This window comes from Lutimonas sp., assembly GCF_051011215.1.
GTDB lineage: Bacteria > Bacteroidota > Bacteroidia > Flavobacteriales > Flavobacteriaceae > Lutimonas.
Genome location: NZ_JBPCUJ010000121.1, coordinates 1 through 12,704 on the forward strand (window position 1 = coordinate 1; position 12,704 = coordinate 12,704).

Here is a 12,704-nt window from a genome sequence, read left to right on the forward strand (position 1 = left end):
TTAAAACAGATTCCAGGGTCTCGATCGCAAGCTTTTCATTTTGAATTCGAATATGCGCTTTGGCCTTCCAGATCTTGGTTTCACGATAGAGGTTGGCGTTTGGGTAGTTTTCTATACCAAAGGTAAAGGCTTCCAAAGCCGGTATAAACCTTTGTAAATAATAGCGCGACTTGCCTAACAAAAGATAGGCCTCATCAATTTGATTATTTTTTTCGTAGCCATCGATTACCATGGAATGTTTTTGAATCGATTTAACAGCCTTTTCTTCTGCTTTATCAAAGCCTTGGGCCTCCGTTTCATTGTTAGATCCTTGTCCTGGTAACGGGATGATGGCTTCCTCAATTTTTAAGGGTTCAATAGGTAACCTTTCCCAGAAATTGTCCTCATATTGATTGTCTAATTGAGATTTGGCTTCATCAAACGCAATGTTTCCATTGTATAGAATATTATACTTGGCGGTTACCGAATGACTCGTTCTGCTCACCCAATTGTCCTTTTTTGTAGAGCAGCTGACAGCTAGTAGTATCGGGATACTATAAAATAAGAAACGTTTTATGTCTTTTTTCAAAATGGTAGCCTTGGCTTGTATTTATATCTGATAAACGACGGGGGTGGGGTAAAAGTACAAATTAATCATAAATCTTTCGTCTAAACCGGGATGATTAACAATTCCTGGAATTGAAATGTATCAATTCAAGCTACTAGTTAATTTTTTCATGGAGTTTTCCTTGAAATGATTCTTATGAAGCAAAGAATTGTTCTAATTCCATAAGAGTTTCTTCAGAGGTCTTTAAGTCTTTGATAATCTCTCCTTTATTCAAAACGACGATCCGTTCGCATACCTCTGTGATATGCCCCAGATCGTGGCTGGAAATCAAAAGTGTGGAGCTGGTTTCTTCGTTTATTTTTTTCAAGGTTTCTTTTAGTCGAAATTGAGTGGTTGGGTCAAGATTGGCAAAGGGTTCGTCTAAGATGACCACTTCAGGTTGTCCGATTAATGCGGCTACGATACCTGCTTTCTTTTGATTTCCTTTTGACAGGTCACGAAGGTATTTTTTCTGCCCTAAAATTTCTCCATGAAACAATTCTTCAAACTGATTCAGGAAAGTGCTGAGATCAACCTTGTTTACATTTCTGAGCCCGGCAATAAAATCAAAATACTCTTCTGGAGTTAGGTAGCCGATTAAAAAGCTTTCATCTATAAATGCAGATGTAAAAGGTTTCCAGTCTTCACTGAGGTTGACCTGAATGTCGTTATTCACTACGTTCCCTGTTGTTGGCTTGATAAGATCGAGGAGGAGATTGAAATAAGTGGTTTTACCTGCCCCATTATTGCCGACAAGTCCAAATGATTGTCCTTTTGGTATATCAAGAGTTTCAATATTCAGTACGGTATTACCGCCATATTTTTTAGTAAGATCTTTTGCGTTTATCATAATAACTAGTTGTCTTGGTCAAAGGCGTTGACCATTATGTATTTATTGTCTATGTATTTTTTGGTGATGAATTTCATCAGTTTTTCATGAAAAACAATGCCGAATATACCGAGTAGGGTCAATAATGCGATACCGCTTTGAAAATTTATAAACGTATGTGTCAGATAAAATAATCCTATCGGAAGTAATAATAACGGGATACCAACCAGCCATTGAACCGCTCCTGTTCCCTGATAGTTAAAAGCCGCTCTTTCACTGAGATTTATTTTTTTTCTGTTAAACGATCCGGCATATAGCAGAACATGGGTATTAATCCCGACATTATAAATCATTGCTACAAAATGGATCAATAAGACCTTCCATCCAAAATACACATAAGGAATACTCAAAACAAACATTAAAAATGCGCTGCTTGCCATTAATAAATATTTTGATTGTAGGTAGTCTTTATAAGGAATGTTCTGACTCATGAGCAATTTGTAATAGCCACTGTCCCAAGCTGGAATAAACTGGCCAAAATTGATCAGAAAGATTCCCGTAACAAAAATTCCTACAAATACGTACATGGCCGGCATTTCCTGATACTGAGGGTTTGGATAAAAAATCAAACCATAAAACAATCCGATTAAAACAATAAAGACCGACGATCTTGGCCTTTTGTTTCTCCAAAGCATTCTCAAATCTAATTGAAGGAACGGAGCGCTTTTCCCAAATCTATTGGTCCATGATAGGTCAGAAGTATTGGCTTCATTTACTTTTGATTTTAAGGATTGATCGAGATATAATTGGTTTTTGAGCATTTTGAAATTAATGCCATATAGCAAGGCCAGGATGCCCATAGGAATCAGCAATAAAAAACTGTTGGATATCATCCATTTTACTTGTGTGAAGATGAAGCTGTCCAACGATACGATTTCAAACTGATTCAAAAAGTAAAGTATCCCTACCAAAGAAAGGATAGGTAACATCGCCAGGTCAGAGGCTGCAGATTTACTTTCAATGATAAAATTCAGGAAGTTGATTATCTGTGTCGCCAGTATCATGAACACCATCCAATTGACGGTACTTGTCGTATTGTATCCATTATAAAGCAAGGTAAACCCCAAGGGGATCACCGTAAATAATGGTAAGAAATTAAAAAAGGAAAAAACAGATTTCCCCAGTACATAATGAACTATTTTATTTTTTTTAACCGGAAGGGTTAATAAAGGTTTCACGGTCATCACCGGTAGTTTCTGAAAAAAGAAACGAATCAGCAGGTCTGCCAAAAACCAAAAGAAAAGGAACTTATTTACGGTATCAAAGGGATCTGTATCCGGCATCTTCTCCTTGAGTATAGGATAGAGCGCAATTCCTAAGCCTAAAAAAACAAGGATAAAATAGAGGGCAATAAAAACCAGAAAGATATTAAGGACAACACTTTTTTGCCAATAAGAGGATCGAATGAATTGTTTCCATTCGAGTCTGATAAAATCGGATACCATGGGGAATTTGTTTGATTAATTGGTATCACTAATTTAAAATATGTTACACAATAATCGGTAATTAATACTCAAAATTTCCCTGAGCCCCTTTTATGCTGAGCTTTTTAGCGTCAGATTTTTCGACACGACCCACAACCTGTGCATCCACACCAAAAGATTTTGAAATCGCAATTAAGTCTTCAGCGATTTCTTGTGGTACATATAGTTCCATACGGTGTCCGCAATTAAAAACCTGATACATTTCTCTCCAGTCGGTTTTTGATTGCTCCTGAATTAGTTTAAACAAAGGTGGCACCTCAAATAAATTGTCTTTAATGATATGAAGGTTTTCAACAAAATGCAGGATTTTAGTTTGAGCACCGCCACTGCAATGAACCATTCCGTGAATGTTTTGCCTGTGTTTTTCAAGCATTTTTATGATAATCGGAGCATAAGTTCTGGTAGGAGAAAGTACTAGTTTTCCAGCATCAATGGGAACGCCGTCAATTTGATCCGTCAATTTGATGCTTCCTGAATAAACCAGCTCAGCTGGAACAGCGGCATCAAAACTTTCAGGATATTTGCTGGCAAGATACTTGTCAAATACATCATGACGAGCACTTGTTAAACCATTACTTCCCATGCCTCCATTGTAGCCTTTCTCGTAAGTGGCCTGACCAGATGAGGACAAACCGACAATCACATCACCTGCTTTGATATTGGCATTGTCAATCACATCCGCTCTTTTCATTCTGGCTGTAACGGTTGAATCAACAATAATGGTTCTTACCAAATCACCCACATCAGCAGTTTCGCCTCCCGTTGAGTGAATTTTAACCCCAAATCCTTCCAATTCAGTCAGTAATTCTTCGGTACCGTTGATGATCGCTGAGATCACTTCCCCGGGGATTAAATTTTTATTTCTCCCAATGGTAGAAGAGAGTATGATGTTATCCGTCGCTCCAACACAAAGCAGATCATCAATATTCATAATGAGCGCGTCCTGAGCAATTCCTTTCCATACAGATATATCTCCGGTTTCCTTCCAATACATATAGGCCAAGGAAGACTTGGTACCTGCGCCGTCTGCGTGCATCACCAGGCAATAGGCGTCATCCTGGGTTAGATGGTCCGGAACAATTTTACAAAAGGCTTTTGGAAAAAGCCCTTTATTTACATTTTTAATTGCTTTATGAACATCTTCTTTTTGAGCTGAAACTCCTCTGAGACTGTATCTGTTATCGCCGGTACTCATGATTTTTTCTTTTTGTTCAATAGATATAAATACTTCTTATTGTAGTCAATAATGGCTTTTCCCTTAATCAAAATATCTGCTCCAATAATTCCTTTGACCGGATTGGCCTCCTGCTTTTCCAAGGCCTTGTTGATATGGCTTAGGTCGATCAGTATCAGGGACAATTTTTTAAGTTTGAATTTCCCTAAATTGATTTCGTTTTTGCTCGAAATAAGGGTGTCTATCTCACTTGGTCCGGCACCGCTGGCTTTGTGTTCGGATTCTTCCGATTTTAAATTAAAAAAATCGATATCCTCTGTGCCTACGCATGATTTTGAAGCTCCCGTGTCTAAGATGAAATTACCCTTGACACCATTAATTTTTGCTTTAATTTCAAAGTGATTGGTGATGGTTTTTTTTAATTTAATCCTCACATACCCTTGTTGAAACAAAAATTCTTTTAGATCCTGCATCTTTACACGACAGATTTAAATTGATCCAGAAATCGAATATCATTTTCGTAAAACATTCTGATATCAGGTATTTGATATAACAGCATGGCAATACGTTCAATTCCCATTCCAAAGGCATAACCTGTATATTTTTCAGAATCGATATTGGCATTCTTCAATACATTCGGGTCTACCATTCCGCAGCCCATGATTTCTAACCAACCGGTTCCTTTCGTGATCTTATAGTCCGTTTCTGTTTCAAGCCCCCAATAAATATCTACTTCAGCGCTTGGTTCCGTAAACGGGAAATAAGAAGGTCTTAATCGGATTTTAGATTTCCCGAACATTTCTTTGGTAAAATATAACAAGGTCTGTTTTAAATCTGCAAAAGACACATCAGTATCAATATACAAACCCTCGATTTGATGAAAAATACAATGTGATCTTGCCGAAATATCTTCATTTCTGAAAACCCTACCCGGTGAAATAGTTCTGATGGGTGGTTTGTTGTTTTCCATATAGCGTACCTGTACCGAAGAAGTGTGGGTCCTCAATAAAATATCAGGATCTTGTTCAATAAAGAAAGTATCTTGCATATCTCTGGCAGGATGGTACTCCGGAAGATTAAGTGCCGTAAAGTTGTGCCAGTCATCTTCAATTTCCGGACCTTCAGAAACATTAAATCCTATACGCGAAAAAACATCAATTATTTGATTCTTAACGATGGAAATAGGATGTCTCGCTCCCAATTCAATTTGTTCCCCTGGTCGGGTAAGATCGCCATAAACGGATTGCTCATTCGCCGAACTGTCAAGACTGTTTTTGAGTTCATTTATTTTTTCAGTGGCAGCAGTGCGCAATTGATTCAAAGATTGACCAATTTCTTTTTTCAAAGCTGGTTCCACTTCTTTGAATTCTGAAAAAAGCTGCTTAAGAAGCCCTTTGCTTCCTAAATACTTAATTCTAAATGCCTCAATTTTCTCTGCACTATCCGATCTAAAATCTTGGATATCATTTAAATGCTCATCAATTTTGTTCTTCATTCCGTCGAATAAATTTAGATGGCAAATTTACATTTTTTTGTTGGAATCATCTTCTATTGATCGGCAATTTTTAAGTGTTCAGCGCCTCCATTCAAACACAATTAAATAGACCAAAAATAAGTGCAAATAAATAGGCTATTCAGTAGTTGGTTATTGGGAATTTAATTATTTTTGCTATGAAAAAATCATATTTTAATAATTTAACCCATATAAAATTATGAAGTCAAAAATTGATGCCTTTATGAAAGAAATAGAGGAGCGTAATGGACATGAACCAGAATTCATGCAAGCAGTCCAGGAAGTAGCTGAAACTGTGATTCCATATATTATTACTCAGGACATTTATCATGGTAAGAATATTTTAATGCGTATGGTTGAGCCTGAAAGGGCTGTGACATTTCGTGTTGCCTGGGTAGACGACAAAGGTGAAATATGTGTCAACCGCGGTTATCGTATTCAAATGAACTCTGCAATTGGGCCTTATAAAGGAGGTTTGCGTTTTCACCCAACTGTAAATATGAGTATTTTGAAGTTTTTGGCCTTTGAACAGGTCTTTAAAAATAGTTTGACAACATTGCCTATGGGTGGTGGTAAAGGAGGATCTGATTTTGATCCAAAAGGAAAGTCAGATAATGAAATTATGAGGTTCTGTCAGAGCTTTATGACAGAGTTGTATCGACATATTGGACCTAACACAGATGTACCTGCCGGTGATATTGGTGTAGGTGGAAGAGAGATAGGTTATTTATATGGGATGTATAAACGACTTAAGAATGAATTTACAGGTGTATTGACTGGTAAAGGAATGTCTTGGGGTGGATCTTTGATCAGACCTGAAGCAACCGGTTATGGAACTGTCTATTTTGCCGAGAGCATGCTTAAGACAAAAAATGACAATTTAAAAGGGAAAACGGTACTGGTTTCTGGTTCTGGTAATGTGGCTCAGTATGCTACTGAGAAAGCAACTCATTTAGGGGCTAAAGTGGTAACCTTGTCTGATTCGTCAGGGTATATTCATGATGCCGACGGAATTGATGCCGAGAAACTAGCTTTTGTGATGGAACTTAAAAACGTACGAAGAGGACGTATCAATGAATATGTGAAGCAATATCCATCTGCTAAATTTATAGCGGGTAAGACTCCCTGGCATGAGAAATGTGATGTTGCCATGCCATGTGCTACTCAAAACGAATTAAACGGTGAGGATGCTAAAGCCTTGCTGGCCAATGGTTGTTTTGTTGTAAGTGAGGGTGCGAATATGCCTTCAAACCTGGATGCGGTACATGCCTTTATCGATGCGAAAATTTTATACGCTCCTGGAAAAGCCTCAAACGCCGGTGGTGTTGCTACCTCAGGTCTTGAGATGAGTCAAAACTCTTTAAGGTTAAATTGGACCAGAGAAGAAGTTGACGGGAAGCTGAAAGAAATTATGGCTAATATCCATGATTCATGTATCAAATACGGAAAAGACGAAAACGGATATATCGATTATGTTAAAGGAGCCAATATTGCAGGATTTGTAAAGGTCGCTGATGCAATGCTCGCTCAGGGAGTGGTCTAAACGTTCTGTGTAAAAATAAAAAACCTTTCATCATTGATGAAAGGTTTTTTTTATGACGATTGTGAAGTGTTTATTATTTGGCACTTTTCATATAAGCTGCCAAGGCTTCAAGTTCTTCCTGCTTTAAATCTTTTACAAAACCATCGAGGTTGGCTTTCATAATGGCTACCTGTCCTGGATCTGTATCTACAATGGCCTCTTTTTCACCTTTTAGGAAAGCTACCAAACTAGCATTATTGTCTTCATATATTTTTACGATGTCTTTCACCGAAGGTCCAACAATTTTAGCATCCAATTGATGACAGGAAACACAGGTCTTGTCTGTAAATAGTTTTTCTCCTAAAGCAACGACATCATCTCCGGCTGCTGCTTTGGGAGCTTCTTTCACTTCTTCTTTTTTAGGGGATTCAATTTCTTTTTTAACGTCTTCTTTTTTCGTTTCTCCACAACTTACTATTGTCAAAGAAAAGATAGCAAATACAAAAAGTATTTTTTTCATGGTAAATAATTTAGTGGTTAAATTAATATTACAAATTTATTACAAAAAAGGCAAAAAGGAGCATGTAATGAAAGATTATTAAGCTTAAATATTCTTATGCCTTACTAAGGATAAAAAGTGTTAAATTTACCCCATAATTAAAAGAGGATGATTGATAAATTAAGGATAGTAAAACAACGATTTGATGAGGTTTCAGACTTGATTATCCAACCGGATGTAATCACAGACCAGAAGCGTTATGTCAAATTGAATAAGGAATATAAAGATCTTAAAAAGATAGTAGATAGAGGTGAAGAGTATCAAGGTGCGCTGGCCAATGTAGAGGAAGCCAATGAGATTATATCAGATGGTTCTGATGCTGAAATGGTGGAAATGGCTAAAATGCAGCTGGAAGAAGGTAAGGAGACGATTAGCAGACTGGAAGAGGAAATCAAGTTTTTATTGATTCCGAAAGATCCTGAAGATGCTAAAAATGTTATTGTTGAAATCAGGGCAGGAACCGGAGGTGATGAAGCCAGTATTTTTGCCGGAGATTTGTACAGGATGTATACGAAGTTTGCTTCAGACAAGGGCTGGAAGGTTGAGTTGGAAGATTTGAGTGAGGGAACTTCAGGCGGGTTTAAGGAAATTATTTTTAGTATCAGCGGAGAAGATGTTTATGGTACCATGAAATTTGAATCTGGAGTCCACCGTGTACAACGGGTTCCTCAGACTGAAACCCAAGGCAGGGTGCATACTTCTGCAGCAACGGTGATGGTGCTTCCCGAGGCGGAAGAATTCGATATAGACTTAAAAATGAGTGATGTTAGGGTGGATTATTTTTGTGCCTCAGGGCCTGGAGGTCAATCTGTGAACACCACATATTCTGCGGTTAGACTTACGCATGTTCCATCTGGAATTGTGGCTCAGTGCCAGGATCAGAAATCGCAGCACAAGAATAAGGACAAAGCATTTAAGGTACTTCGAACCAGAATTTATGAAGTTGAATTAGAGAAAAAACTTCAGGAAGATTCTGCCAAACGTAAAACGTTGGTGGCAAGTGGAGATCGATCTGCAAAAATTAGAACATATAACTATCCTCAGGGTAGGGTAACTGAGCATCGAATTGGCTTGACGCTGTATGATCTTAGTAATGTGATCAATGGGGATTTGAATAAAATTATTGAAGAATTGAAACTAGAAGAAAACGCGGAAAAGTTAAGGGCTTCGGAAGGTGAATTTTAATTCAATAGGTTCAGACTGTACCGGTGTTAAAAGTAGAGCAAAAAAAAACCTGAGGCGAGCCTCAGGTTTTTTTATATAAGCAAGAATTAATTTTTATTTTACTTTATCTACGATCGCTTTAAAAGCTTCAGGGTTATTCATTGCAAGGTCGGCAAGAACTTTTCTGTTCAAATCGATATTGTTTGCTTTGACTTTACCCATGAATTGCGAATAAGACAAACCGTGTTCACGAGCTCCTGCGTTAATACGCTGGATCCATAGTCCACGAAAGTTTCTTTTGTTTTGTTTTCTGTCGCGGTATGCATATAGCATTGCTTTTTCAACTGCATTCTTTGCAACTGTATATACGTTTTTACGACTACCAAAGTATCCTTTGGCTTGTTTTAAAATCTTTTTTCTACGAGCTCTTTTGGCTACTGAATTTACTGATCTTGGCATGTTTTAAATTTTTTTGTGTCAGGCAGATTTAAAATCGTTTTGTTGGCACTAACACATGGTTTATAATTAATTACCTCTAACCTCTAGGGTTTATTTTAACGTTAATTGTTGCTTAATGTTTGCTTCGTCGGCTTTATGCACCAAACCAGCATGAGTCAGCTTTAATTTACGTTTCTTACTTTTTTTGGTCAAAATGTGACTTTTGAAAGCGTGTTTTCTTTTAATCTTACCAGTACCCGTTAATTTAAAACGTTTCTTAGCACTGGATTTAGTCTTCATTTTAGGCATCTTCTTCCTATTTTATTACTTGCTTATACTATTTTATTTCCTACTCCTTATTTCTTTTTCTTAGAAGCGATGAACATGGTCATTCTCTTACCTTCCAAACGTGGCATTTGTTCAACCGTGCCGTAATCTTCTAACTCCTGAGCCAATCTTAACAATAAAATTTGCCCCTGATCTTTAAATACAATGGATCGTCCCTTAAAGAAAACATAGGCCTTTAATTTGGCACCGCTTTCTAAAAATTTGATGGCATGTTTCTTTTTGAATTCAAAATCATGCTCATCCGTATTAGGGCCGAATCGTATTTCTTTAACAATTACTTTCGTAGCTTTAGATTTTAACGCTTTTTCGCGCTTTTTCTGCTCATAAAGAAACTTTTTGTATTCTATGATCTTACAAACCGGAGGTTTTGCTTTTGGAGAAATCTCAACCAGGTCGAGATCCAGATCATTGGCTATTTCTCTGGCTTTTCTAATTGGATAGATACCAGTTTCAACATTATCCCCTACGAGTCTTACTTCCGGGGCATCAATTTTGTGATTTATCTTATGTAAATCCTCTTTAATAATTCTCCAAGGCTTTCTTGCTCCTCTGTTTCTTCTAATTGCTATAGCTCTAAAATTTTTAAATCTCTACAGATTTGTTATACTTAAAATTGCTCTAATGTCTTATCAATTTCGCTTTGAATGATTTCGGCAAATCCCTCGACTGAAAAAGTACCTAAATCACCTTCACTATGTTTTCTCACTGAGACCGTTCCCTCTTTCTCTTCATTTTCTCCTATGATCAGCATAAATGGAATTTTACTCATCTCTGCATCTCTAATTTTCCTTCCCACTTTTTCATTGCGGTCGTCAACGAGGGCGCGAATTTCGGAATTTTCTAGCAAATGTAAAACTTTTTTGGTATAATTCTCGTATTTCTCGCTGATTGGCAGTAAAATAACTTGTTCAGGAGTCAACCAAAGTGGGAAATTACCTCCGGTATGCTCAATTAGGATCGCAATAAATCGTTCCATGGAGCCAAAAGGTGCGCGATGGATCATTACAGGTCTGTGTAATTGATTGTCGGAACCTTTATAAGTTAAGTCAAATCTTTCAGGTAAATTATAGTCCACCTGAATGGTTCCAAGCTGCCAGCTTCTTCCCAGAACATCCTTAACCATAAAGTCAAGTTTGGGTCCGTAAAAAGCAGCTTCTCCGTATTCAATAACAGTCTTCAGGTTTTTCTCTTTTGCAGATCGCATGATGGCATTTTCAGCCTTCTCCCAATTTTCATCGCTACCAATATATTTTTCCTTGTTATCAGGATCACGCAGGGATATTTGAGTTGTAAAATCTTTAAAACCCAATGCGCTGAATACATAGAGTACAATATCAATCACTGCATTGAACTCTTCAATTAATTGATCTGGAGTACAAAAAATATGGGCATCATCTTGCGTAAACCCTCTAACTCTTGTTAGTCCGTGTAATTCTCCACTTTGTTCATACCTATAAACGGTTCCGAATTCTGCAAAACGTTTAGGCAGGTCCTTGTAAGAATATGGTTTTGTATTATAAATCTCACAATGATGCGGACAGTTCATCGGCTTCAATAGAAACTCTTCATTGTCTTTTGGAGTGTGGATGGGTTGAAAACTATCCTCACCATATTTTGCATAATGACCAGAAGTAACATACAGCTCTTTTTGGCCAATGTGCGGACTGATCACCATTTCATAACCTGCTTTTTTTTGCGCCTTTTTTAAAAAGTTCTCGAGTCTTTCTCTCAGGGCAGCTCCTTTTGGTAACCACAATGGAAGTCCTTGCCCGACTTTTGATGAAAAGGTGAACAATTCCAGTTCTTTTCCAAGTTTTCTGTGATCTCTTTTTTTGGCTTCCTCTAACAGGGCCAAATATTCTTTTAATTCTTTTTGCTTAGGAAATGAAATTCCATAGACCCTGGTGAGTTGAGGTTTGTTCTCATCACCCCTCCAATAGGCTCCGGCTACACTCATAATTTTCACAGCCTTGATAATGCCAGTATTCGGCACATGTCCTCCTCGACATAAATCTGTAAAATCACTATGATCGCAAAAAGTAATATCTCCGTCAGTCAAATTCTCGATCAACTCAACTTTAAATTCATTGCCTTGATCTTTATATAGTGCTAAAGCATCTGCCTTGGAAACCGATCTCATTTCGAATTCAAACTTCTGTCTGGCAAATTCCAGCATCTTGTCCTCAATCTTTTTAAAATCATTTTCTGAAATAGCTTCACTGCCAAAATCCACATCATAATAGAACCCATTCTCAATGGCGGGACCAATCGTTAACTTAGCTTCTGGATAAAAATAAAGAATGGCCTGTGCCAGGAGGTGAGCAGACGAATGCCAGAAGGCTTTTTTTCCTTCGGGATTATTCCAGGTGAATAGCGTCAGGTGCCCGTCAGTGCCTAATGGTGTTTTGGTTTCAACGATATCTTCATTGAATTTGGCAGAAATCACATTTCTTGCCAATCCTTCACTGATACTTTTGGCAACATCCATTGGAGTAGAATTCTTTTCAAACTCTTTAATACTCCCATCTGGTAAGGTAATCTTTATCATATACTCAATTATAAGTTGGCAAAGATACATATCAGAAATTAAATAAGGAATAGAATAGCTGGTTTCTTGGGGCGATTTTTCAATTTGAATTTTAGCGTATATATATAATAGGTATAGCTTATTTTTTTACTAATTATTGATGTCAAATTGTTCTGATAAAATAGATTTTTTTTTACCTCAGAACCTTCGGATTATCAGTGTGTTGTGAAACATGGGAAAAAATTAACAAAAAAAGTGCTGAAATAATTAGGTTGGTATTTATAATTGGTTGTATTTTTGCAGCCGCTTAAAAACGGTAACAGTGTTGTTTCCAAAGCGAAGTTCAAGTTGAAATAGAGTCTTTAAAATCCATTAAAAAAATATTTAATTTTTTATTTGGTGGAAAGGAAAAAAGGTTTTAGTTTTGCACCCGCTTTCAGGGAGTAGATTGATTTGAGGAGTAGGGAAGAGAGCGAGAGAAAGAATTTTAGTTCATTGAA

The 12,704-nt window shown here is 37.2% G+C and carries 13 protein-coding genes; 2 read left to right on the top strand and 11 right to left on the bottom strand.

Annotated features, from left to right (window positions below; all coding sequences use genetic code 11):
- From ACR2MV_RS11600 to pheS, 6 genes are all read right to left on the bottom strand, one after another.
- The coding region (locus ACR2MV_RS11600) for a tetratricopeptide repeat protein (RefSeq protein WP_434022081.1) at nt 1-484 on the bottom strand (484 nt) is incomplete at its 3' end.
- A gap of 256 nt (nt 485-740) precedes the next feature.
- Nucleotides 741-1,436 (bottom strand): ABC transporter ATP-binding protein, encoded by a 696-nt coding sequence (locus tag ACR2MV_RS11605; RefSeq protein ID WP_434022082.1) that lies wholly within the window; start codon nt 1,434-1,436, stop codon nt 741-743.
- Between the two features lie 5 nt (nt 1,437-1,441).
- Nucleotides 1,442-2,920, bottom strand: a complete 1,479-nt coding sequence (locus ACR2MV_RS11610; protein ID WP_434022083.1) for a DUF5687 family protein — start codon at nt 2,918-2,920, stop codon at nt 1,442-1,444.
- A 61-nt stretch (nt 2,921-2,981) separates the two neighbouring features.
- Nucleotides 2,982-4,157: an AIR synthase related protein gene (locus ACR2MV_RS11615; protein ID WP_434022091.1), complete on the bottom strand. Its 1,176-nt coding sequence runs from the start codon at nt 4,155-4,157 to the stop codon at nt 2,982-2,984.
- Nucleotides 4,151-4,606, bottom strand: coding sequence for a retropepsin-like aspartic protease (locus ACR2MV_RS11620; protein WP_434022084.1), 456 nt, complete (start codon nt 4,604-4,606; stop codon nt 4,151-4,153). The genes ACR2MV_RS11615 and ACR2MV_RS11620 overlap by 7 nt, the downstream gene beginning before the upstream one ends.
- 2 nt (nt 4,607-4,608) lie before the next feature.
- Entirely contained in the window at nt 4,609-5,628 is a 1,020-nt protein-coding gene (pheS, locus tag ACR2MV_RS11625; protein ID WP_434022085.1) for a phenylalanine--tRNA ligase subunit alpha, read from the bottom strand.
- 217 nt (nt 5,629-5,845) lie between these two features.
- Here pheS and gdhA point away from each other — a divergent pair, with 217 nt between their 5' ends.
- A complete protein-coding gene (gene gdhA, locus ACR2MV_RS11630; RefSeq protein ID WP_434022086.1) occupies nt 5,846-7,189 on the top strand; it encodes an NADP-specific glutamate dehydrogenase in 1,344 nt (447 codons plus the stop codon).
- A 73-nt stretch (nt 7,190-7,262) separates the two neighbouring features.
- Here the strand turns inward: gdhA and ACR2MV_RS11635 are convergent, their stop codons facing one another.
- Nucleotides 7,263-7,688, bottom strand: coding sequence for a c-type cytochrome (locus ACR2MV_RS11635; RefSeq protein WP_434022087.1), 426 nt, complete (start codon nt 7,686-7,688; stop codon nt 7,263-7,265).
- 147 nt (nt 7,689-7,835) lie between these two features.
- Here ACR2MV_RS11635 and prfA point away from each other — a divergent pair, with 147 nt between their 5' ends.
- Nucleotides 7,836-8,912, top strand: a complete 1,077-nt coding sequence (gene prfA / locus ACR2MV_RS11640; RefSeq protein WP_434022088.1) for a peptide chain release factor 1 — start codon at nt 7,836-7,838, stop codon at nt 8,910-8,912.
- Nucleotides 8,913-9,005: 93 nt separating this feature from the next.
- On the opposite strand, the gene rplT is transcribed toward prfA, so the two are convergent.
- The 4 genes from rplT to thrS all read right to left on the bottom strand — a co-directional run bounded on the left by rplT (nt 9,006) and on the right by thrS (nt 12,225).
- Nucleotides 9,006-9,350 (bottom strand): 50S ribosomal protein L20, encoded by a 345-nt coding sequence (rplT, locus tag ACR2MV_RS11645; RefSeq protein ID WP_434022089.1) that lies wholly within the window; start codon nt 9,348-9,350, stop codon nt 9,006-9,008.
- Nucleotides 9,351-9,440: 90 nt separating this feature from the next.
- A complete protein-coding gene (gene rpmI / locus ACR2MV_RS11650; protein WP_302044825.1) occupies nt 9,441-9,638 on the bottom strand; it encodes a 50S ribosomal protein L35 in 198 nt (65 codons plus the stop codon).
- Nucleotides 9,639-9,685: 47 nt separating this feature from the next.
- Nucleotides 9,686-10,180, bottom strand: a complete 495-nt coding sequence (infC, locus tag ACR2MV_RS11655) for a translation initiation factor IF-3 (RefSeq protein ID WP_434022092.1) — start codon at nt 10,178-10,180, stop codon at nt 9,686-9,688.
- A gap of 104 nt (nt 10,181-10,284) precedes the next feature.
- Complete coding sequence (gene thrS / locus ACR2MV_RS11660; protein ID WP_434022090.1) at nt 10,285-12,225, bottom strand: threonine--tRNA ligase; 1,941 nt, start codon at nt 12,223-12,225, stop codon at nt 10,285-10,287.
- Nucleotides 12,226-12,704: the final 479 nt, after the last annotated feature.